Origin of the sequence: Pseudomonas sp. RL_5y_Pfl2_69, assembly GCF_963970465.1 — a bacterium.
Classification (GTDB): Bacteria; Pseudomonadota; Gammaproteobacteria; order Pseudomonadales; family Pseudomonadaceae; genus Aquipseudomonas.
The window spans coordinates 399992-422358 of record NZ_CAXAOU010000004.1; the positions used below are offsets into that span (position 1 = coordinate 399992).

The following is a 22367-nucleotide window of genomic DNA, read 5'->3' on the forward strand; positions in this document are numbered from 1 at the left end:
CGCACTATGAAGAAACCAGTCCAAGACATGCGCCAGCACATCATTGATGTCGCCCGATCGCTTATGACCCACAAGGGTTACACGGCGGTTGGCCTGACCGAGTTGCTTGGCGCCGCCGGCGTGCCTAAAGGCTCGTTTTATCACTACTTCCGCTCCAAGGATGAATTTGGCCAGGCACTGCTCGAAGAGTACTTTGAAGAGTACCTCTCGCGGGTTGATGTGCAGATGGCCAACGAGGGCAGCGGGGCAGAGCGACTGCTGAATTACCTGCGGTATTGGGCCAAGACACAGGCTTTTGATCACGCCGACCAAAAATGCCTGGTGGTCAAGCTGGGGGCAGAAGTGTGTGATCTCTCCGAAAACATGCGTGCCGTCCTTGAAAAAGGCACTGCGCGGATCATCGAGCGGATGACTCGCTGCGTTGAGCAAGGCAAATCCGATGGTTCCATCACCGCGCCCACTGAAGCCTCTGTACTGGCAGAAGCGCTTTATCAGATGTGGCTGGGTGCCTCTTTGCTGGTCAAGGTCAACAGAACCCACGCACCGTTTGATGTGGCGTTTGAAATGAGCCGTCGGCTGTTGGCCTGAAAAGCAGTCAGCGCAAAGCCAGCCTCATCATTGGGCAAGGGAAGGGCCGAGCATCGCCACGGCGGTGGCGCCGATGCCCTCAAGGTCTTCGCGACTGGCCCCATCATGGGCCTGCAACGACATGCCCTCGAGCAATGTATTCAACGCACTGGCGAGAATGCGGGTATTGGTCTGCGGCTTGAGCTGACCGTCCTCAACCCCGCGATCCAGTCGTTGCTGCAGGTAGTCCCGACCTTCCTGGCGCAGAGCTTTGAGTGCCGCCGAAACCTCTGCGGCATCCTCTGAAACGTTGACCGCCGCCAGAACCACCATGCAGCCACACGGAGCCAGGGGTTCTGTCAGGATGGTGGCTGATGCCTGGAAAAAGTCGCTGATGCCACGCACCAGGTCCGGCTCACTGCCCATTTTTTCCCAGGTGGCATCCCAGAAGGTCGCTTCGTAGTAGTCGACGGCTTCCAGAAACAACTTGGCCTTATTCCCAAACGCCGCGTACAGGCTGGGTGGGTTGATACCCATCGCGGTACACAGCTCTGCCACCGATGCAGGTTCATACCCGCGCCTCCAGAACACCGTCAGGGCCCGAAGCAGCGCCTGGTCGCGGTCGAACGTGCGAGGGCGCCCCTTGGTGCGCGGAGCGGAGGATGGGATGGCGTTGGTCATGGGGCGGACTACCTTAATGCCTGTCGCCAGAAAATCGCGTCTGGAGACGATGTTTAGGGGCCGATGATACACAAAATGACCCAAGCCCGTTGTGCGGTGCCAGCTGGCGGCAGTTTGAGTCAGGCCAGATGCGACAGACCATTGATCGAGAGATCATCCTGATCTTGGATAATTCCTAGACGACCGGTCTATTCATGCCTTAGGATACCTGCACCATTCACCCGGCTCGAACGCTGTATCGAGCTGGGACGCGCTGATGGATCTATTCCAGGCAGCGCTTAAAGATCCCTGACCAGGGCAAAGCGACTTTTTTATTACCTAAATAGACGACTGGTCTATTAATTCAGGTTGACCATGACAGATAACAGTAACCGTACCGACTTGTTCACCCCCGTCACCATGGGTGACATTGAACTGGCTAATCGCATCGTAATGGCCCCTGTCACCCGCAGTCGCTATGGCGAAGACGGCATCCCCAACGAGATGCACGCGGAGTACTACGCGCAGCGTGCCACAGCCGGTTTGATCGTTGCCGAAGCCACCAATATCTCTCCTCAAGGCCGCGGTTATGCCGCTACGCCCGGCATCTGGAGCGACGAACAGGTTACAGGCTGGAAGAAAGTTACCGATGCCGTGCACGCTGCCGGTGGCAAGATCGTCAGCCAGCTCTGGCATGTGGGTCGTTTCTCCAGCGTAGAGTTGCAGCCAGACGGCGTTGCGCCGGTCGCACCTTCTGCGATCCAGGCTGAAGGTCAAACCTATACCGCGAATGGTTTTGTTCCGGTGTCGATGCCTCGAGCGCTCGAAACCGATGAAATTCCGGGGATCATCGAACAGTACAAACGCGCTGCCGAAAATGCCAAGCGCGCCGGTTTTGATGGGGTGGAAGTTCACTCTGCCAATAGCTACCTTCTGGATCAATTTCTGCGCGATTCGACCAACCACCGAACCGACCACTACGGCGGCTCGATCGAAAACCGTGCACGCCTGACCCTGGAAGTGACAGACGCGATCGTCAAGATCTGGGGCAATGACCGCGTCGGTATCCGCTTGTCTCCGGTTACACCCGACGCCGGTAACACCCCCCCGGACAGCAATGTGATGGCATTGCACGGCTACCTGATCCAGCAGTTGAACGCCTTCAATCTCGCCTACCTGCATTTTGTTGAAGGGGCGACTGCAACTTCCCGTGAAGTGCCGGAAGGCGTGGACATGGACGCCCTGAGCGCACAGTTCAATGGCTTCTTTATCGGTAACAACAACTACGACCTGGAGATGGCAATCGAGCGGCGCGCCCAAGGCAAGATCGATGCAGTAGCATTTGGCCGGCTGTTCATTTCCAACCCTGATCTGGTTGAGCGCTTGCGTCGTGACAGCGAACTGACCATTGCACCCCGCGAGTCCTATTACGGTGGTGGCGCCAAGGGCTATACCGACTGGTCTGTTGGCAGCTACTGATCACGGCTGTACCAGCGGTGATCAACAATGCTGGCGACGTCACGTGACGTCCTTGGCCTCCACACTCAATGCTTCGCCGATGGCATAGAAATGGCCTCCCGCGATGTAGTGCAGGCTGCGAAGGTCCGGATGGGCGGTTTCAAAGTGCCAGTGCCCATCGCTGAAGACTCGGGTGTCTGCCCAGGCACCCACCACCTCGCCGATAAACAAGTCATAACTCGCCTGGTTGTGAGGCTCGTGTATCAACGTGCACGCAAGCCACGCCGAACAGCCCGCAACGAAGGGCAGGTCATGGCCGGGCATGCTGAATAACTGGACATCGCTCTTCGCCAGTTTGTCCGGCGTATCGGACAGGCTCATGCTGCCAACATCACTGGTCAGTTTGAGCTGGGCCACGGTTGGAACCTGGATCACGAAAACGCCACTGCCCTCTACCAACTCACGAGTCCGGGTCATCTTGTCCAGCACTACAGTCACTTTTGGCGGTGAAAAATCCAGCGCGCAGGCCCACGCGGCGGCCATGACATCCTTTACCCCGTCGTGCTGAGCAGATACCAGTACGGTAGGGCCGTGATTGATCAGCCTGTAGGCCTTTTCAAGGGGTACAGCGGCAATGTGGTCGTCCATCGTTACTCCAGAAAAAAAGGCCTCGAATCCATGAATGGACCGGGGCCGTTCAGGTTTAAACCGAAGCCGTTCTGCTCAGGTGAAGCTGAAGGCTTTCATGGCCGCCTACGATGAGCGACCCGATGGCAGGGGTCAATTCGGTCTTCGAACCGGGCGCTACATTTCACCTTTGCCACTTTTACGCCCGCTGGTTTTTACCCGCGTCTACGCGCCTCGGGAATGCGTCTGCACGGGTCAGGGGGCCACGTGGGTGTGGTAAATCTTGCTGACTACGGTCCACTGGCCTTCAACTTTCAGCAGGTTGAAAAAGTCGGTGAAACAGAAGCCGGAGATGTCGTTGGTATCGATGCGTGCACTGGCAGCCGTGCCGACGATATCGATGTTGACGATTGCGCACTGGGCTTCTGGGGAAGGGCGGAATGCGTTGTCGATGATGTCGAACAACCCTTGAATCGGGCCGCCGGTGAGTTTGCTCTCGGCGTCTACGCCAAAGATCGTGGCCTGCTCGCTGAAGGCAGGTTTCATGATGCTGCTGTTGGCGTGTTTGCCACCTTCGTTGTACTGGTTCAGTACAGCGACGATTGCGTTGTATTCCTGCACGTAAGTCGGATTGCTCATGGTGGGGTCCTGTTTGTGGGTTCGTTCAACCATTAATGTAGTGGTCACTACTTAAGTGTGTTGATTCTATAGCGAGCACTACAGTTTGTGTCAATGATTTCGTGGGCGGTCGTCGGGTGTGATGTCAATGGCAAGGCTTCGCCTCAAACGGGTTACCGTTCAGGCAATCCATCAGCGAGCAGGCGAAGCACCGCAGAGCACGGGAAGGTGCCAAGGGCGGGCATAAAGGGCGGGGGCACGAGCAGCTTCGTGCCAAGGGCAATGCACGTGGGGTTGCAGTGGTCGTGTTTAAACGCCGGTGGTAAACCGGCACGCAGCGTTACAAGGACATGCGTTCGACAAGGGGGCAGGGCACCTTGTGAGTGAAGGGCTCATCCTTGTTTTCGATCAGGTGCAAGGCGGCACGACGGCCCATCTCGTAATAGGGCAGTTGCACGGTGCTCAGGGGCGGGTAAAACAACTCCGCGACTCCGATCATGTTGTCGAAGCCAAGCACTGCAACGTCCGCCGGAATTCTCAAACCCTGGCCAAGCAGGAACTGATAGGCAACCAGGGCGATACGGTCGTTACCACACACCAGCAGGTCGAAGGTCGGCTTTGCCGGTGACTCGCCCAATTGTCCCTTGAGCGCTTCAATGGTTTCCAGGTACTCGTCATCCGCAGACAAATCATATTGCAGCACACTGTCCAACGGGATGCCTGCCTCTGTGAATGCACGTGACAAGCCCTGCTGGCGCAACTTCCAGGCAATGCTGTGGCGGGGCAGGTTAATGCACAGCGGGCGCCGATAACCCCGTTGAAGTGCCTGGCTCACCGCCTGGTACTGACCCTCTTCGTCATCGGAGACATAACACGCCACACCCGGGCTGGAGCTTATGCAATTGCTCAGTACCAGCGGGTAGCTGCGCAGCGCCTCAGGTATCTCCAGCTCGCGCAGTTCCATGGAACTGAAGACGATTCCGTCTGGACGATGTGACAGCATCAGATCGATGGATCGCGAATCCGGTGGGCTTTCGAACACGTTGATGATCAGGACGTTCCAGCCGTTTTCCCGTGCAGTGTGCTCAAGCGACAGCAGCATGTTCACGGCGAAAGGGGTCGTCGCGGTGTCCAGGGCGAAAACCCCGATCAGTTTGCTGCTGAAATGCCCGCCGCGAATATTGCGTGCGGAGAGATTGGGGACATAGCCCAGGGTCTCGATGGCTTGGCGGACAGTCGCCAGGGTTTCGGCATTGAGTTTTTCGGGAGTGTTGATCGCTCGAGACACGGTCATCAGGGAAACCCCCGCCAACCGTGCAACATCTTTAACCGAGGCCATTTACGAATGCCATTGAGTTTTCTCCATGCATGAAAGTCATGTCCGGCAAGAGCATGACATCATGGCAATGGTGACGTAAATGACCGAGTCTTTATCCCGCGTCGGCTCGACCGTTTCAGGTCAGAAAAAATAATACTTGAAGCGCACCCGGGCACCATAACGATCGCTATCGTCATTTGCCCGACTTCCATCGTTATCGGGAAGGTTGAGCATTGACCAATAGGCACCCAGATCAATATTGAAGTTGTCCATGTCCATGACATTGGCGATGCGATAGGACGTGTGGATCGTGTGAATGTCATACCGGCCAGGAACAGTTGCCACACCGTCTTTGGCAACCAGATCATTCATGTTGAATGCTTGAATATCATTTTTGGCAAAGATGTAGCCGAGTTCAAAGTTGCGCCACAATATATTGCTCCCGGCACTGAAGTCTTTTTCATCCTTGGCGTTCATGTAGGCCGTGCTGATATTAAAGACAATGCCGTTGGTGGGATCTTCCTTTAATGAGTTCCAGGTAAAGGTCGCACCATATCCGGTGCGTTGTGACTGGTCTTGAATATCTCCCGAGGCATCGCGAAAACCATACGCATTGCTGACGATGTTGGTTTCCATCGCCAGCGCGATGGAGGCTTTGTCGAAACGTAACGCGGCGACGGGCCGGACGTAGGCTGCATTTTTTTCATTTTCCAGCACATTGCCGTGATAGCCATTGTCGGCAAACAGGGTGGTGCCGTCCTTTACCAGGGTATTGAGTTCGAGGTACAGCGGCCCTGCCTCCTTGCTCAGCAGTACCGCGCCGCCACCGCTGCTGCGCCCGCGTCCTTCTTTCATCATATAGATGTAACCGAAGCCATCGCTGTACAGGTCGTTGGAGGTATTGCCCGAATACTGGATGAACGTGTCCTGGTTAAGCGGGAACATGTCGTAGGCTTCAAAACGGCCAACTTTGATTTTCCAGTTTTTCTCCTGACCGAAAAAGAACGCCGCATCATCAGCACTCAAGTTCCCGGACACATTAACCAGTGGCTGAACGCTAAAGCCGGCGAACTGATCATTTTTGCCTTTGCGGTAGCCATCGAGTCCTAAAAGAATTCGCCCGTTGATATCCCATTTTTCCGAATCACCGACACGCCAGTCTTTATTGTCATCGGTTTTGAACGACGTCAACTGACCCGCACTACTGGCGGCATCAAGGTTGAACTCTACATCGCCGTAAACTTTCAAATCGCCGTGTTCCGTAGTCCAGGTCATATCCGCCATGCCCGACGAAGAAAACATGCCCAGTAAACAAACAACTAAACTCTTTTTCATGGCCGTGCCCAATCAAGTTATGGACGCACTTTCCCTTGCCCAAAGAATGGGAGGCATGCGATTTTTTGTTTTAGTGTGCTGCGCGAGCAAGCCCAGCGACGTTCAATGCTCAACGTTCTGCTTTTTTAGTGCGCAAAGGCACCGCCGCTACACGACTGCTGTCGTGGCCGGTGGTGAAGGCGCGTGATCCGGGACGGTGGAGGAGAGGGTTCGAGAAGACTCCGAGCGCAAGGTCAAGCACGAGATCAGGAGGCAAGCGCCCACGACTCCCGCCATCAGTACGTACACGCTGGAAAATCCAATATGGTCATAGCCATACCCGGCGACGGGGGCCAGGAACATGGCGGTCAACGACTGGGCAGCCTGGAAGCCCACGAGATAGATGGTCGAAGACAAGCGCGAATCGAAATTACCGGCAATGTACTTGAATGCGGAGACGAGCAAGATCGGCACTTCGAGGGCATGCAACATCTTGCAACTGGCTATCACCCACACATCCACGGCCACTCCGGACCCCAAAATGCGCACGAACATGATGGTGCCTGTGAGGATCAAGCCATTCTTGGCTCCGATCCGCGATACCAGCCAGGGTGCGAACAGCATGCACAGCGCTTCAACGAAGACCTGCGAGGAGTTCAGATAGCCGTAGGCGCGTATCCCGTCTTCCGGGTTCGGATAAAAGGAGGAGAAGTACACGGGGAACTGCTGGTCATAGACCGCGTAAATCCCGCAAACCCCGGTCATGAACAGGCCGAATGCCCAGAAGCGGGGCAGGGTCATGAGCACCCAGAAATCCTTCATCCGCAACGGGTTGGCAAACGCCTTGGCCGCCCGGGATGTTGAGTCGCAATACTTGCCCAGGTCCATGCGAAACAGGATCAGCAGAAAGATGATGCCGGACGCCGTGCTCATGTAGAACATGATGTTGGGGTTGATGCTGAACATGACCCCCACCACACCGGTGGCAGAAGCCCAGCCCAGCGATCCCCACAGCCTGGCCTTGCCGAATTCGAAGCCCATGTGGCGCGATAACCGCTCCGTGTAGGACTCCATCAGTCCAGCCCCTGCGAGCATGGCAAAGCCCAGAAACGCCGCACCCACCACGACGCCCAGTACCAGGTTCGTGGCCAACAGCCAGGAGTAGACATAGATACAAAAAGGCGCAGTGCAGCAGAGCAGGACACCAATCCAGACCAGCAGTTTTTTCGACATGCCCAGCCGATCCTGGAGCACGCCATAGAAAGGCAGGATAAGCATGGCCGCAATGGTGTTGGCCGCAAAGACCATGCCCGTTTCGGCGCCATTCAGACCTATGGCTTTGTGAATCCAGATAGAGAACAGCGAGAAGCTGGATGAGAATGCGAAGAAGAAAAAATAAAGCAAACCACTGACTTGCATGTACTCGATTTTTCTAGAAGCGCGCATTGAGGCACCCTCTTGTTTTTATTTTTGATAACGTTAACATCGAAGATATTACGCGCTTGGCGGTTGCTCGCTGTCAAGCGCAATTCCAGGGGAGGGCCTCAGGGATTGATTCTGATGGCGCGAGGTTTACGCCAACCCGGATGCGCCAGCGACAGGGACGGACCAGAGAGCTGGCCACTCAATACCCATTCAAACAAGGATAATCATGCACGCTGTCTTGCTGGAAAAAGCGCATCACGCCATCAAAGAAAAACTGCCTGAACGCGGCAACGATCATCGCCTCGGTTTTCATCTGTCGCCCCCTGTGGGGTGGATGAATGACCCGAACGGGCTGGTGTATTTTCGGGGTGAATACCATGTGTTCTACCAGCATCACCCGTACTCACCACAGTGGGGGCCCATGCACTGGGGACACGCCAAAAGCCGTGACCTGGTGCATTGGGAACATTTGCCCATTGCACTGGCGCCCAGTGAATCCTATGACCGGGACGGGTGTTTTTCAGGCTCGGCAGTGGTGGTCGACGATAGGCTTTACCTGATCTACACCGGGCATGTCTGGCTGGGTGCGCCACGGGATGACAATCAGATCGAGCAGGTGCAATGCCTTGCCAGCAGCACCGATGGCATCACCTTCACCAAGCACGGGGTGATCATCGACACACCACCGGCTCCTGAGATCAAGCATTTCCGGGACCCCAAGGTCTGGAAGCGCGGGGAAGAATGGTGGATGGCCCTGGGCGCCCGCAAAGGGGATGACCCGCAGCTGTTAATCTATCGTTCTGCGGACCTGTACCACTGGGAATACCTGAGCTGTGCCCTGCAAGGCGTGCGCGAGTCAGACGGCTACATGTGGGAATGCCCGGACCTGTTCGAACTCGATGGCAGCGACGTGTTCCTCTATTCGCCCCAAGGCCTCAAGCCCAGTGGCTACGACAACTGGAATACATTCCAGAACAGCTACCGAGTGGGCCAACTGGACGACAGCGGCCACTTCAACACGAGCGCAGCCCTGCACGAGCTCGATCACGGCCATGACTTTTATGCTGCCCAAACCCTGCTGACACCGGACGGGCGACGCCTGCTTTGGGCGTGGATGGACATGTGGGACTGCCCGATGCCTAGCCAGGCGCAACACTGGTGCGGCGCGCTGTCCTTGCCCCGTGAGCTGAGTCGTGAAAGCGATCGCCTGCGCATGCGTCCCGCCCGTGAGCTGACTGCATTACGCAAGTCTCGACACGGGCTGCAGATTCCGGTGGTGGAGTCTGCCAGTCGCCCCCTCGATGTGCGTGGTGCACTGCTTGAAATTGAACTCGAGCTGGATCTGGCTGGCAGCACCGCCGAACACTTTGGTCTCGCGCTTCGCTGCAGCGAAGATCAACACGAGCGGACGCTGTTGTACTTCGATGCCATGGCCCGTCGCCTGGTTCTCGACCGGCAACATTCGGGCGCGGGCGTGAGCGGTGTTCGCAGTGTTCCGATAAGCCCGGAACAGACCCGCATAGCACTGCGGATTTTTCTCGATCGCTCATCGATCGAGGTGTTCGTCGACGACGGTGCCTACACCATGACCAGCCGGATTTATCCACGGCTCGACAGCCTCGGGATAAGCGCTTTTGCCGTCAACGGGACAGGGGTGTTTGGCGATCTCGAGGCCTGGGAGCTGACCGACCTTAAAATCTGACCTCATCCGGGATGAGCCCATTGGCACTGCCCGCCAATGGGCTCACAGGTGCTTGCTACGTCGGCAACGCTCTGAGCAGTAACGCACCTCATCCCAACAGCGAGCCCACTTCTTTCGCCATGTGAAGGGCAGGCCACAGGTCACGCAGGTTTTGACGGGCAACTCGCTCTTTTTCAAAGTGACTCGCCTTTATCCAGTGTGGCGAGCAACAACTGGCCTCGCTGCCACAGCGCCTGCTGTTTGGATTCAGGCATCCGGTCAAGGTTTTTATAAATCATGCCCATGCGCTGATTGCCCCGCAAAAGCTCACCGTGACGCATCAGGAAGTGCCAATAGAGCGCGTTGAAAGGGCAGGCGTCATCGGTGGTGCTTTCGCTCACTTTGTAAGCGCAGCCTCGGCAATAGTCGGACATGCGCTTGATGTACTGGCCGCTGGCACAGTAAGGCTTGGACCCCAGATAGCCGCCATCGGCGTGCATGACCATGCCCAGCGTGTTGGGCAACTCCACCCAGTCGAAGGCATCCATGTAGATGGCCAGGTACCACTCGCATATTTGACTTGGCAGGATGCCGGCGAGGAGGGCGAAATTGCCGGTCACCATCAGCCGCTGAATATGGTGGGCGTAGGCATGTTCGAGGCTTTGGCCGATGGCTTGGCTCATGCAGTTCATTTTCGTGTCGCCGGTCCAGTAGAACTCTGGAAGCGACCGGGTGTTGCCGAATACATTGCCATCGGCATAGTCGGGCATCTTCAGCCAGTAAACCCCACGCACGTATTCCCGCCAGCCGATGAGTTGGCGAATAAAGCCTTCGGCGGCATTGAGTGCAATGCTGCCCGACCAGTACGCGGACTCCACATCGCTGCACAGCTGACGAACATCCAGCAAGCCAATATTGAGCGCAGCACTGATGCGGGCATGAAACAGAAACGGCTCGTCGCTGGCCATGGCGTCTTGATAGTCGCCGAAGGCTGCCAGGCCCCAGTCCAGAAAGTAGCTCCACAAGGCCTGAGCCTGGGCGTGAGTGACCGGATAGTCGAACGTATCGAGGGTGCCATAGTGGGTGGTGAAGTTTTTTGCCACCAGCTCCAGTACATCCCGGGTAATGGCATCGGGTGAGAAGCGGGCAGGCGAGGGCGGCTTGATGCCTTTGGGCAGCGCCTTGCGGTTTTCTGCATCAAAGTTCCAGGCGCCCCCGACCGGGCTGCCATCGCCGTTGAGTAACAACCCGCTCTTGCGCCGCATCTCCCGATAGAAATACTCCATGCGCAGCTGCTTTTTGGCATTCGCCCAGGCGGAAAACTCAGGGCGCGAGCAGAGAAAGCGAGCATCGCCATGCCACTGGATCCCCGCGCCACACGCCTTGAGTGAATGCTCCAGACGCCAGTCGCCGCACTCCGTCATATGGATTTCATCAGGCTGCAGGAGTGCTTCCCAGCGCCGTAATTCACCTGGCACCGATCCGCTGTTGTCCGGGTCATCGAGCTTGACGTACTGCACCCGAATTCCACGCTGTTGCAGCGCCTCGGCGAAGTGGCGCATGGCACTGAACACCAGAGCGATTTTTTGCGGATGATGGGGCACATGGCTGGCTTCCTCCATCACCTCGACCAGCAGCACGGTGTCGTTTTCGGTATCCAGGCCCTGCAATGAACGAAGGTCAAAAGACAATTGGTCGCCCAAGACGAGGCACAGTCGGCGGGTAGCATTCATCGAGCAGATTTCCGTTGAGTAGACACATGTAAAGGCTTGGGGACTTCGGGGCGAAAGGAAGTCAGGCTGCCTTGTACAGTAGTAAATTATTGTACAAGTATTTCGTGTCTGGCGGGCAGGAAAACGCCTGCGATCTTTTCCGGTCAGCGCCCATTCCCGGGGCTTGCGTGCTGGGTCTCAACACACGGTTTTTTTCAAATGTATGTGTGTTGCGGCCGTGTTATAACGCGTGCATCCGTATAAAAAACCTAAGAAAAAACTATGCCCTCGATCTTGTATTCCGTTGATGTCAATTCCTGGTACCTGTTGGTCTCCATGCTGCTGGGTTTATGCGTGGCGGCTTTCGCGGGGAAGATGACCTGGGGTCAAAAAGTCAGGCGTGACGCTGCGTTTGATGATGAATTGAAGGTCGTACTGGGTGGGACGCTGTCCATGTTTGGTTTGCTCATGGGCTTCATTCTTTCGTTTGCAATCAGTGGTCTGAACACCCGGATGACGGCTGAAGAAAATGAAGCCATTGCCATTGGCAACGCCTTCCAGCGTACAACGTTGCTGAGCGAGTCCCAGCAAGAGCAAGCCGAAAAAATGCTGATGGACTACCTGGCTATCCGCATTTCATTCTTTGCCACGGAGGATGACGACCAGCGCGCAGCCATCCGCTTGGACTCCATTAAAATGCAATCGCACATGTGGGCTTTGATCAGCAAGATTGCCAAGGAAAAACCCAGTTCGGTGATTGTCACGGCCCTTAACGCCACGAATGAGTTGTATGTGTCGCAACAAAAGACGATGGCCAGCTGGCGGCCTCAAATACCCGGTGTGGCGTGGGCACTATTGATCCTGTTTGCCGTCTGTTCCAACTTTTTGATTGGCTACAACGTCAAGGGCAGCCGGGGTGGAAACACCCTGGTCTGTGTGATGCCGATATTTACAGCTTTGGCGTTATTCATGATTGCGGAAATTGACGTTCCCGGCAAAGGCATCATTCAGGTGGTTCCAGATAACTTGAGGGCTCTTATAGTGACTCTGGAACACGGTGGGCTGACTTTATAACCAGCTAAAGCTGCTTGCTTTAGAGGCACTTGATAATAAGTGCTCAAGCGTGGCGACCCCTTGCCTGTCTTGTGTCTGGCATGGAGGTGCCTACGGAATCCGGGGTAATGCACCATGAATAACGATCACAAACCCGCCAGGCCGATCTTTGACCTGGACATGCTCAGAACGATGGTGATGGTCGCCGATTGCGGCAGTTTCACCACCGCTGCAACCAGACTGCACTCCACTCAATCCACCGTCAGCCAGAAGGTGCGCCGACTGGAGGAACTTGTGGGGCACCAGTTGCTTGATCGAAGCAGTCGGGAAATACGTCCCACTGATGCCGGCATCATCCTGTTGGGGTATGCGCGCCATCTTCTGGCCGTGAGCAATCAGTTGGGCGAGGCGCTTTCGAGCGGAATGAGCGTCACCATACGGCTCGGTGTTCCTGATGATTTCGCCGCAAGCAAAACCATGCCCGTGCTGGCCGCCTTCAATCGCAAGCACCCCAAGGTGAAGCTGGAAATCATCAGTGGATTGAGTTCAGACCTGCTTCGCAGCTATGACCGCGGCGAGCTGGACCTGATCCTGATAAAACAGCGACGCCACAGCCGTGAGGCCAACGCTTGCCGATCAGAAACCATGGAGTGGATTGATAGCGCGACGCGTCCGTGTTTCGACCAGGACCCTATACCCCTGGTGACATTTCCGTCACGGGGACTCTATCGGGATGACATGATCAGCGCGCTCGAAGCCCTTGGCCGTACGTGGCGCATCTGTTTCACGGGCACCAGTCTTGCCAGTATCCAGGAGGCAGTGGCCAATGGGTTTGGTGTTAGCCTGCTTCCAACCCGGGCAGTCACTCCTGATCACAAGGTGCTGGGCGTCGAAGACGGGTTGAGCCCGATTACCGCATTCGAGATAGCCGTATTCCATCGCCCGAGCATCGACCCGGTGATCAAAGAACTGGCTGATGTGCTCATCCAGATAGTGGATGAAGAGGTGCATTGATCAAGCGTGCCGGGTGAGCGAGGCATCTGGCGCCAGGGCGATGTCTCTCAGTACGCCTATGCCACTCTTTAATGTACGCAGATGACCTGCTGTCGGCAGTAGCGATCGAAGCCACTTTATTAAAAATCCAAATACTTGGGATTCCTTTTATTAACTTTCAATAGGACGTAGTGCCGGTCTAGGATCCGTTGCAAGGACGTGGATGAATCAAGGCCCGCCGGGCCATCCCGTCCTACCTGGGTTATCCAAAACTACAACAACGAGTGCTGCGTATAGACGGGTGGCAGCTGCAGGCTGCGGGTGCTCTCGATGCCTGTTCTGGACAGAGCGCCAAGGCACTGTCGAGGCACACACCCCCTAGTTCGCTCAGCGCATCAGGGTCCCATATGAATAGCAATCCCAAGATACTGCGTGCCTCCCTCATCTTCATTGCGTGTACGGCGTTTATCGTGTGTGGTGTTCAACCCATTTTCATGGGGTTGCTGACAGATCAGTTGAATCTGTCGCTGGATCAACAGGGCTGGGTGGTTTCAATAGAAATGGTCGGGATGACATTGGGCACCATTATTTGTCCACCGCTGATGAAGCGCTTCAGTGCAAGAAACCTGTGCCTCTACACAGGCATGCTTTGCGTGGCGCTCAGTGTCGCCACGGCATGGGCATCAACGAATAATCTGTTGCTGGTGGTGCGACTGCTTGCCGGGACCTGCGCGGGATTGATCTACGCGTATGCCGTATCAACCCTGGGTCGCCTTCCCAATCAGGACCGCTCATTCGGGTTGATGCTGCTTTTGCAAACGCCTGAATATTCGTTTTTCTCCGCAGCACTGCCCATTCTCGCTGTACAAAGCGGAATCGTGACCGCGCTGTGCTCTTTCGGCCTGTGGTACGTCCTGATCTGTGTTGCCAGCCTTGCGCTGCCGCGCAAGGTGGCTGACACCAGCGAGACGCTACAAAGAGTCGCGGCCCAGGATGGTTCGTCACGGGAAGGGCGCAGTGCGCTGATCGGAATGCTGTTCATGCAAATCGCCATTTACTGCGTGTGGGGCTTTATCGATCAACTGGCCCGGGATCAGGGTATTTCCAGTGTCGATATTGGCTGGGCATTTGGCCTTTCGGCTATCGCCGGTTTGCCGGGCGCAGCGCTTCCAAGCCTGCTGGGTGGGCGTGTCAATCGCCGCTTCATGATTGGCCTGGGCTTGCTGTCCGTGTTTGTGTCGATTGCCATGCTCACCTCGTACACGCGCACACCCACTCAACTGTTCGCCGCTCTTTTCTTGCTGCAATTCGGCTGGGTACTCGCGCTGTGTTACTACATGGCATTGATTACCACCAACGATCCCACCGGCAAACTGACGCCTCTGGTCAGTATTACGCTGATGGGGGCTGCAGCCGTGACGCCGGCAGCCATTGCGCTGCTGGTGCAGGGCTCCAACCACCAACTGATCTTTGTGCTCGGCACAGGTGCACTGCTGGTGGCCTTCGCGGTGACTTGCCTGGGCGGGCATGCAAAGGGCATCTGGCGTGAAAGAAGTGCGTGCCATGACTGATCGCGCTTCGGCTTTCATCGCAGCCTGCGCGCCGCGTGCAGGCAAGGTGTCACTGACCGCACTGGTGCTGCTGGTGCTGCTTGGCTTGAATTTGCGGCCCTTCTTGACTTCGGTTGGGCCCGTGCTCGATTTGGTGCGTGGCGACATTGGTCTCGATTTTCGCGCCGCCGCAATGCTGACCACCTTGCCCTTCGTGTTGATGGGGCTGATGGCCTTTATTGGTATAGGTCTGGCCCGGCGCTTTGGGGAAAGGCAGGCGCTGACCGGCGCATTATTGCTGCTGATGCTCGGGTGTGCGTCACGGGCGGTGGTCAAGGACGGCGCGCAGTTGATCGCCTGCGCGGGTATCGCCGGCACCGGCGTGGCGGTGATCCAGGCTTTGGTGCCGGGGATCGCCAAGCGCTGGTTTCCTCAACAGATAGCGATGGCGATGGGGCTTTACTCGGCGGCACTGGTCGGCGGCGGGGCGCTGGGCTCGCTGGCAAGCACGTGGCTCACTGCCTATGGCGGCTGGAGGTTGGGCCTTTCCGTGTGGGCGTTGCCGGCACTTGTCGTGCTCCTGCTCTGGCTGCTTTGCGCGCCGCGCACACCACCGCTGGTTGCGAGCGGACCTGCTCCGGTGTTGAGCAGCTTCTTCAGGAACCGGCGGGCGTGGCAGCTGGCTGCCTACTTTGGACTCACCAACAGCGGCTATTCGAGTCTGGTGGCATGGTTGCCGTCCTTCTACCAGCAGCAGAACATGGGCCTGCAGGCTTCGGGCAACCTGCTCGCCTGGTTGGCGATATTCCAGGCGACGGCGGCATTCGCCATGCCGATGCTGGCACGGCGCAGTGCTGACCGACGCGGGCCCTTATTGCTCACGATAGCGCTGCAGACCGTGGGTTTCGCCGGTTTCGCCCTGGCTCCCAACGCCGCGCCGTGGGTGTGGGTTGCACTGGCCGGGTTTGGCCTCGGCGGGTTTTTCTCGCTCAGCCTTATTGTCGCGCTCGACCATTTGCCCGGCGCCCAAGCGGCTGGCACCTTGGCAGCCTTCGTCCAGGGAGTTGGTTTCTTGCTCGCATCAAGCGCTCCCTGGTTGATCGGCTGGCTGCTTGACTGCGGTGGCAGCTTCATTACGGGGTGGTGGTTACACATTGGGGTTCTCGCCGTGATGGCGGTGCTGACGCTCAACTTCTCTCCAGCGAGCTACCGCCCCAGCATGGGAGAGAGGTGAGCCAGGTTCAACCAGGCATGCCGCGCGTCCGGGTTTTGCGGGCGCTATGTGGTCGAACGCCGCCTCGTTCCAGTCGTCATTGCTCCCACTGCTCCAGCAATATGGCGACGAATTTTTCCGCTGCCGGCGACAGTGACGCGCCTCGCCGGTAAACCAGCCCCAACGATCGGTTCACAACCGGATCTACCAGCGGGACGCTCACCAGCGTTGGGTGATCCACTGCCGGCATGGCCAGGCTGGGCATGGCCGACACTCCCAGACCCGCTTCCACCAGGCCAAGCGACGTCGACAGGTGCTGCACCTCATAGAACCACTGCGGACGCCAGCTCAAGCCCGACAGGGCGTGGTCAAGCAGCATCCGGTTGCCGCTCAGGCGACCGACCCCGATAAGACGGTAATTGCTGAGTTCTGCCCAGGACACCGAGCTGCGCTCTGCCAGCTCATGATCGCGTCGGCAAGCCAGGACAAAAGGCTCGTTGACCAACGGCACGAACTCAATGTCCGGGTGCTGGCCGCTCATCATATTGATGCCAAAGTCGGCTTCACCGCGCAGAACAGCTTCCAGCCCTTCGTTCGCACTCAGATCCAGAAGCCGGATGCGGATTTGTGGATAGCGCTCGTTATAAAGGCGTATTACCGACGGGAGAAAGTAAAAGGCCGCTGTCGGGATGCAGGCCAGCGTGACACGACCGCTCTGGCGTTCTGCCAGCTCCCGGATGTTGAGAATCGAATCGTCGAAGTCATCCAGCAGGCGTCGAGCCTTGGGCAGAAAGTCCCGCCCAACGCTTGTAAGGCTGACTCGTCGAGTCGTGCGGTCAAGAAGCGCTGTTCCTAATCCGTCTTCGAGCTTTTTCATCCTGCGGCTTAACGCCGGCTGGGAAAGATGCAACGCATCCGCAGCCTCGTGAAAGCTGCCAAGTTCTGCGATTTTCACGAAAGATCGTATGTCATTCAGCTCATAATTCATCATTTTGATCCAGGCCGAAGAGAAGGGTGCGTTCAAATCATCCTAAATTTATCATTCGTCAAACGCAATAATCCGGCTGATATTTGCATTGGAAACAATTTTAGAAGCCTGCGACTCTTGCTTCCAAGACATCAATCACCCGGATTGATCAACAAGAGTCCGTCCCATGCAAAGAATTCCCTGTGTGCTAATGCGCGGTGGTACCTCCAAGGGCCCGGTATTTCTCGCCTGGGATCTACCGGCTGCAATCGAAGAACGTGACGAGTTGCTGCTCAACCTGATGGGCTCTGGCCACGAACTTGAGATTGACGGTATCGGTGGCGGCAGCCCGCAAACCAGCAAAGTGGCGATCGTAAGCCCGTCGCTTCACGCTGACGCTGACGTCGATTATCTGTTCGTTCAGGTCATGGTCTCCCAGCGTCGGGTCGATACCGCGCCCAATTGCGGCAATATGCTGTGCGCCGTCGGCCCGTTTGCCATCGAGCAGGGGCTGGTGAAAGCGTCCGCCGATGTGACGCGGGTGCGTATTCGCAACCTGAACACCGGGACATTTGTAAACGCCGAGGTACAGACCCCCGGCGGCAAGGTCAGTTATGAAGGCGACACTGCCATCGACGGCGTACCGGGCACCGCCGCGCCTGTGCAACTGACGTTCCTGGACGCTGCTGGCAGCAAGACCGGCAAACTGTTCCCCACCGGGCACACACAGGATGTGATCGACGGTTTTGCGGTGACCTGCATCGACATGGCGATGCCGATGATGATCGTCGAGGCCAGCCAGTTGGGTAAGCAGGGCGATGAAAGTCCCGCTGAACTGGATGCCGACGTTGAGTTTCTGCGCCGACTGGAATCCCTGCGCCTGAAAGCCGGTTTTGCAATGGGCCTGGGCGATGTCAGTGACAAAGTGATTCCCAAGCCGGTGCTCGTGTCACCGGCCAGGTCTGGCGGTACGATTCAGGTGCGCTACTTCATGCCTCACACCTGTCATCGTGCACTGGCAATCACCGGAGCCATTGGCCTGGCGACCGCCTGTGTCACGGAGGGCAGCGTGGTCTCGCAACTGCTGGACAACGTTGATGAACCCCGCTTGAAACATGTACGAATTGAACATCCAAGCGGCGGGATAGACGTTGTATTGTCTTACACCGGCGCTCGGGAAGAGACCATACGCGCCTCGGTCGTGCGCACATCGCGCAGGCTGTTCTCCGGTTTTGTTTACGCTACAGCTTCCCAACGACTCGCCGGATAATTTCCCCCAGGTCATTGCCGCTTTTGCATCAGCACACCGCCAGACATCGTTGGTTCATGTCGTCCGGCGGGAATGGGGTCGTGCGCCTTTGCGCCGGCCGCACTCATTATAAAAACAAGAGAATTGACCTATGCTCGCATTTCTTGGTTTGGCCATGGTGGTCGTCTTCACCTTCCTGATCATGACCAAACGGCTGTCACCCATTGTGGCGCTTGTTGTCGTGCCGATCGTATTTGCCGTCATTGGCGGTTTTGGCGGCACCACCGGCAAAATGATGCTCGATGGCCTGAAAATGGTGGCGCCTTCAGCTGCGCTCCTGTTGTTTGCCATCCTGTTCTTCGGCTTGATGATTGATGCAGGCTTGTTCGACCCGCTGATCCGCAAAATCCTCAAGCGCGTCAATGGCGACCCGATGAAAATCGCGGTCGGCACTGCACTGCTGTCATTGCTGGTCGCACTCGACGGCGACGGTACAACCACCTACATGATCACCTGCGCTGCGATGTTGCCGTTGTACAAGCGCATTGGCATGAACCCGATGGTTCTGGCAACCATCGCCATGTTGTCCTTGAGCATCATGAGCGGCATGTCTCCTTGGGGCGGACCTGCTACCAGGGCCATCGCGGCCCTGGGCCTGGACGCCGGCGAATACTTCGTGCCGATGCTGCCGACGATGATTGGAGGCGCCATGTGGGTAGTCTTCACGGCCTTCTTGCTGGGTCGTGGCGAGCGCAAGCGCATTGGCAATATCCAATTGCAAAGCGGCGGGGGTAATTGCTACATCAAGGCCATCCTTGAAGACACACCCTACAAGCGCCCCAGGCTGGCCTACATCAACCTGCTGCTGGTGATCGCGGTGATGGTTGCGCTGGTGATGGGGATCATGCACTCGGCGATCCTGTTTCTGATCGGTTTTGTCCTGGCATTGATGATCAACTACCCGCAACTGGATATTCAGAAAGAACGCATCCTGGCCCACTCCGGCAATGCGATGACCGTGGTGTTGCTGGTGTTTGCCGCTGGCATCTTTGCCGGGATCTTCTCGGGCACCAAGATGGTCGATGCTCTGGCTCAAACCCTGGTGGACTGGATTCCGCCGTCCTGGGGGCATCTGTTCCCGCTGGTGGTGGCGATCACCAGCATGCCGCTGACGTTCGTCCTTTCCAACGATGCTTATTACTTCGGGGTGGTGCCGATCCTGGCCAATGCGGCGGCGGCCTATGGCATAGACCCCCTTGAAATCGCCCGGGCGTCGGTCCTCGGCCAGCCCGTGCACCTCATGAGCCCGCTTGTGGCTTCGACGTTGCTGCTGGTGGGCATGGTTGACCGTGATATCGGCGACTTCCAGAAAGCCACCGTCAAATGGGCGGTGCTCACCTCCCTTGTGATTACGGCACTGGCCTTGCTGACCGGGGCGATAAGCCTCTTCTCCTGATCCACCCAGACATCCTGCTTTTTATCGACGCGCCTCGACGGTGAGGCGTGCGCAGTCCTGCACCCCAAATAACAACAATGAGAAGTTTGCCATGACCTGTTTACATACCCGTTGGACGTTGCTTTCTGTTCTAGGACTGCTACCCCTGGCGAGCGCCAGCGCAGACGGATTTGTCGATGACAGCAAGCTCAAGCTGCAATTGCGCAACGTGTACTTCAACGAAAACTTTCGCGACGAGCATGGCTTGAGTGCGAAATCAGCAAGAACGGCGAAGAGCGAACGAACCGAGTGGGCCCAGGGATTTCTGCTCGATTACCAATCGGGATTTACCCCCGGAACCCTGGGCTTCGGTATTGATGCGCTGGGCCTGCTGGGGGTCAAGCTCGACTCGGGTCGCGGTCGCAGCGGCACAGGACTGCTGCCTGTGCATGACGACGGTCGGGCCGCCGACGAGTTTTCAAGCGCCGGGATAACGGCCAAGGCCAGGCTCGCCAGGACCACCCTGAAGTACGGAACCTTGCTCCCCAAAACACCGGTGCTGATCTACAACGATGCGCGTCTTTTGCCCCAGACCTACGAGGGCGGCCAGATTATCAGCAGTGATATCGAGAACCTGACCCTGACAGGGGGGTATCTGGAACGTTTCAAGTTGCGGGACTCCACTGACAGCATTGCACTGGTGCCCGACGGTTACGGAGGCGATAAATCGGGGGATTTCAGCTACGCCGGTGCCGAATACAAAGCAGGCAAAACCATCCGCCTCAGCTATTTCTACGGGGAGCTTGAGAACTTCTACAGGCAAAATTTTGCCGGAATCCAGCACGATCTGCCCATCGGCGCAGGGGTACTCACCAGTGACCTGCGTTACTTCAACAGTGTCGATACGGGTTCAGCCCATGGGGGCAAGATCGATAACGATATGCTCAGCGGCCAACTGACCTACGCAATCGCGGGCCATTCCTTTGGCGGCGGCTACCAGACACTCAGTGGCGATGCCGGGCTGCCCTACATCAGCGGCGCAACCGTGTACTCCTTCAGTAACGCGGGTATCGGCAAATTCATTGAGGAAGACGAGAAGACCTGGATGCTGAACTATGGCTACAACTTCGCCGCCGTGGGTGTACCAGGGCTGACATTCGCCACCCGCTACCTGAGCGGTAACGACGGCAAGTCCAGCAGTACCGTCAAGGAATGGGAGCGTGATGCCGAACTGGCCTATGTGGTGCAGCAAGGTTCACTCAAGGGGTTGGGGGTCAAGCTGCGCAACTACGTCTATCGTTCGGATTTCTCGCGAGGACGTGACAGTAACCGGGTCTACCTGACTTACGATATCGCGCTCTGGTAGTGCCTGTTATATGTCAGTTATGTCGCTATCAATCGTGGGATATAACCCAAAGTGAGGTTGTTATTCCATCAAACCAGTTCAAATGAGATTTATAGTACGTTCTAATCTATTCATATAACTTTGAAATGATTGGAGTTTTTGTCCTTGAAAACATCGGCGCTCTTACCTTTCGGCCTCGCTTTGCTCGCGACCTGTGCAACGGCTTTTGCGGGCCCCACCCTGGATCGCGTAACCCAAAAAGGGGAGATGACGGGCGTGCTGATGGAGAGCTATCCGCCATTCTCCTTTCTCAACGATCAGAACCAGCTGGACGGCTTTGACGTTGACGTCGCCAAGGCCGTGGCGCAGCGCCTGGGGGTCAAGCTCAAGCTGGAAACACCGTCCTGGGATGTGATCGCCGCAGGCCGCTGGAGCGGGCGTTACGACATCTGCGTGTGCTCGATGACCCCGAGCAAGGCCCGGGCTGAAGTGTTCGACTTTCCGGTCGAGTATTACCAGTCGCCAGCAGTGATCGTGGTGAACGCCAAGGACAACCCCATCGTTGAAGGCAAGGACTTGTCCGGGAAAAAAGTGGGCGTGATCAGTGCGTCCACCTATGAAGCCTATCTGAACAAGGACCTGGTGATTGAAGGCGCCGAAGACAAGCCGTTGAGCTACCCGTTCGAGAATGTCCAGATTGCCCCGTACGACAATGAAACCGTGGCGTTCCAGGACCTGGCCTTGGGCAGCGGGGTGCGTCTGGATGCGATGGTCACCAATCTGATCACGGCCCGTGAGCGGATTGCCCAGGATCCGCGCTTCAAGATCGCAGGCCCCGCGCTCTACGCAGAACCTAACGTGGTGGCGATTGAAAAGGGCGATCCGCAGTGGAGTGCCAAGGTGACTGAAGCCATTGCCGGGCTGAAGGCGGATGGAACCCTGAGCAAGATTTCACAGAAGTGGATCGGTTCCGATATCAGCCAATGACAGCCCACAATCCACACCCCGCCAAGACACATTCACTCGCCAAGACCGAACCCCGTGGCTTGAGCCAGCTGTTTGGCTTTCGCACCCGGCTCTATCTGACGTGGGCGGTGCTGTTCGCGTTGTGCGTCATGTTCTTCATGAGCTTCGACCTGAAGCTGTCGATCATCCTGGATAAGTTGCCGAACCTGATGGGCC

General features: G+C 57.0%; 20 protein-coding genes and 1 pseudogene. 12 read left to right on the forward strand and 9 right to left on the reverse strand.

What is annotated here, in order from left to right; all coding sequences use genetic code 11:
• Nucleotides 1–6: 6 nt before the first annotated feature.
• A complete protein-coding gene (locus tag AACY07_RS10145) occupies nt 7–588 on the forward strand; it encodes a TetR/AcrR family transcriptional regulator (RefSeq protein WP_339474654.1) in 582 nt (193 codons plus the stop codon).
• A 27-nt stretch (nt 589–615) separates the two neighbouring features.
• Here the strand turns inward: AACY07_RS10145 and AACY07_RS10150 are convergent, their stop codons facing one another.
• Nucleotides 616–1248 (reverse strand): TetR/AcrR family transcriptional regulator, encoded by a 633-nt coding sequence (locus AACY07_RS10150; protein ID WP_339474655.1) that lies wholly within the window; start codon nt 1246–1248, stop codon nt 616–618.
• Between the two features lie 354 nt (nt 1249–1602).
• Here AACY07_RS10150 and AACY07_RS10155 point away from each other — a divergent pair, with 354 nt between their 5' ends.
• Nucleotides 1603–2706 (forward strand): alkene reductase, encoded by a 1104-nt coding sequence (locus tag AACY07_RS10155; protein WP_339474656.1) that lies wholly within the window; start codon nt 1603–1605, stop codon nt 2704–2706.
• Between the two features lie 39 nt (nt 2707–2745).
• Here the strand turns inward: AACY07_RS10155 and AACY07_RS10160 are convergent, their stop codons facing one another.
• The 5 genes from AACY07_RS10160 to AACY07_RS10180 all read right to left on the reverse strand — a co-directional run bounded on the left by AACY07_RS10160 (nt 2746) and on the right by AACY07_RS10180 (nt 8008).
• A complete protein-coding gene (locus AACY07_RS10160; RefSeq protein WP_339474658.1) occupies nt 2746–3333 on the reverse strand; it encodes a flavin reductase family protein in 588 nt (195 codons plus the stop codon).
• 234 nt (nt 3334–3567) lie between these two features.
• The gene (locus AACY07_RS10165; protein WP_339474660.1) at nt 3568–3951 is read right to left on the reverse strand and encodes a nuclear transport factor 2 family protein; all 384 of its coding nucleotides are present in this window, start codon (nt 3949–3951) and stop codon (nt 3568–3570) included.
• Nucleotides 3952–4270: 319 nt separating this feature from the next.
• The gene (locus AACY07_RS10170; protein WP_339474661.1) at nt 4271–5269 is read right to left on the reverse strand and encodes a LacI family DNA-binding transcriptional regulator; all 999 of its coding nucleotides are present in this window, start codon (nt 5267–5269) and stop codon (nt 4271–4273) included.
• Between the two features lie 120 nt (nt 5270–5389).
• Nucleotides 5390–6583, reverse strand: a complete 1194-nt coding sequence (locus AACY07_RS10175) for a carbohydrate porin (protein ID WP_339474662.1) — start codon at nt 6581–6583, stop codon at nt 5390–5392.
• Between the two features lie 147 nt (nt 6584–6730).
• Nucleotides 6731–8008 (reverse strand): MFS transporter, encoded by a 1278-nt coding sequence (locus tag AACY07_RS10180; protein WP_339474663.1) that lies wholly within the window; start codon nt 8006–8008, stop codon nt 6731–6733.
• Nucleotides 8009–8213: 205 nt separating this feature from the next.
• Between AACY07_RS10180 and AACY07_RS10185 the strand changes: the two genes are divergently transcribed.
• Nucleotides 8214–9689, forward strand: coding sequence for a glycoside hydrolase family 32 protein (locus AACY07_RS10185; RefSeq protein ID WP_339474664.1), 1476 nt, complete (start codon nt 8214–8216; stop codon nt 9687–9689).
• A 42-nt stretch (nt 9690–9731) separates the two neighbouring features.
• On the opposite strand, the gene AACY07_RS10190 is transcribed toward AACY07_RS10185, so the two are convergent.
• Together AACY07_RS10190 and AACY07_RS10195 are read right to left on the reverse strand one after the other, a co-directional pair.
• Nucleotides 9732–9866: a DUF2256 domain-containing protein gene (locus tag AACY07_RS10190; RefSeq protein WP_019827081.1), complete on the reverse strand. Its 135-nt coding sequence runs from the start codon at nt 9864–9866 to the stop codon at nt 9732–9734.
• On the reverse strand, nt 9863–11401 hold the full coding sequence (locus tag AACY07_RS10195) for a cryptochrome/photolyase family protein (RefSeq protein ID WP_339474666.1): 1539 nt from the start codon (nt 11399–11401) through the stop codon (nt 9863–9865). The genes AACY07_RS10190 and AACY07_RS10195 overlap by 4 nt, the downstream gene beginning before the upstream one ends.
• A 261-nt stretch (nt 11402–11662) precedes the next feature.
• On the opposite strand from AACY07_RS10195, the gene AACY07_RS10200 reads away from it, so the two are divergent.
• The 4 genes from AACY07_RS10200 to AACY07_RS10215 all read left to right on the forward strand — a co-directional run bounded on the left by AACY07_RS10200 (nt 11663) and on the right by AACY07_RS10215 (nt 16210).
• Complete coding sequence (locus tag AACY07_RS10200) at nt 11663–12454, forward strand: bestrophin-like domain (RefSeq protein ID WP_133079168.1); 792 nt, start codon at nt 11663–11665, stop codon at nt 12452–12454.
• A gap of 114 nt (nt 12455–12568) precedes the next feature.
• Entirely contained in the window at nt 12569–13447 is an 879-nt protein-coding gene (locus AACY07_RS10205; RefSeq protein ID WP_133079167.1) for a LysR substrate-binding domain-containing protein, read from the forward strand.
• Nucleotides 13448–13833: 386 nt separating this feature from the next.
• Entirely contained in the window at nt 13834–14997 is a 1164-nt protein-coding gene (locus AACY07_RS10210; RefSeq protein WP_339474669.1) for an MFS transporter, read from the forward strand.
• On the forward strand, nt 14990–16210 hold the full coding sequence (locus AACY07_RS10215) for a cyanate transporter (RefSeq protein ID WP_339474671.1): 1221 nt from the start codon (nt 14990–14992) through the stop codon (nt 16208–16210). The genes AACY07_RS10210 and AACY07_RS10215 overlap by 8 nt, the downstream gene beginning before the upstream one ends.
• Before the next feature lie 76 nt (nt 16211–16286).
• Here the strand turns inward: AACY07_RS10215 and AACY07_RS10220 are convergent, their stop codons facing one another.
• Entirely contained in the window at nt 16287–17177 is an 891-nt protein-coding gene (locus AACY07_RS10220) for a LysR family transcriptional regulator (protein WP_133079164.1), read from the reverse strand.
• Between the two features lie 166 nt (nt 17178–17343).
• On the opposite strand from AACY07_RS10220, the gene AACY07_RS10225 reads away from it, so the two are divergent.
• The 5 genes and pseudogenes from AACY07_RS10225 to AACY07_RS10245 all read left to right on the forward strand — a co-directional run.
• Nucleotides 17344–18426: a 4-oxalomesaconate tautomerase gene (locus AACY07_RS10225; protein WP_339474673.1), complete on the forward strand. Its 1083-nt coding sequence runs from the start codon at nt 17344–17346 to the stop codon at nt 18424–18426.
• A 130-nt stretch (nt 18427–18556) separates the two neighbouring features.
• A complete protein-coding gene (locus AACY07_RS10230) occupies nt 18557–19861 on the forward strand; it encodes a CitMHS family transporter (protein WP_339474674.1) in 1305 nt (434 codons plus the stop codon).
• Nucleotides 19862–19952: 91 nt separating this feature from the next.
• Entirely contained in the window at nt 19953–21206 is a 1254-nt protein-coding gene (locus AACY07_RS10235; RefSeq protein ID WP_339474676.1) for an OprD family porin, read from the forward strand.
• Nucleotides 21207–21350: 144 nt separating this feature from the next.
• The gene (locus AACY07_RS10240; protein ID WP_445261367.1) at nt 21351–22172 is read left to right on the forward strand and encodes an ABC transporter substrate-binding protein; all 822 of its coding nucleotides are present in this window, start codon (nt 21351–21353) and stop codon (nt 22170–22172) included.
• Nucleotides 22169–22367, forward strand: a pseudogene (locus AACY07_RS10245) (amino acid ABC transporter permease); the annotation flags it as partial. The gene AACY07_RS10240 and the pseudogene AACY07_RS10245, both read left to right, overlap by 4 nt.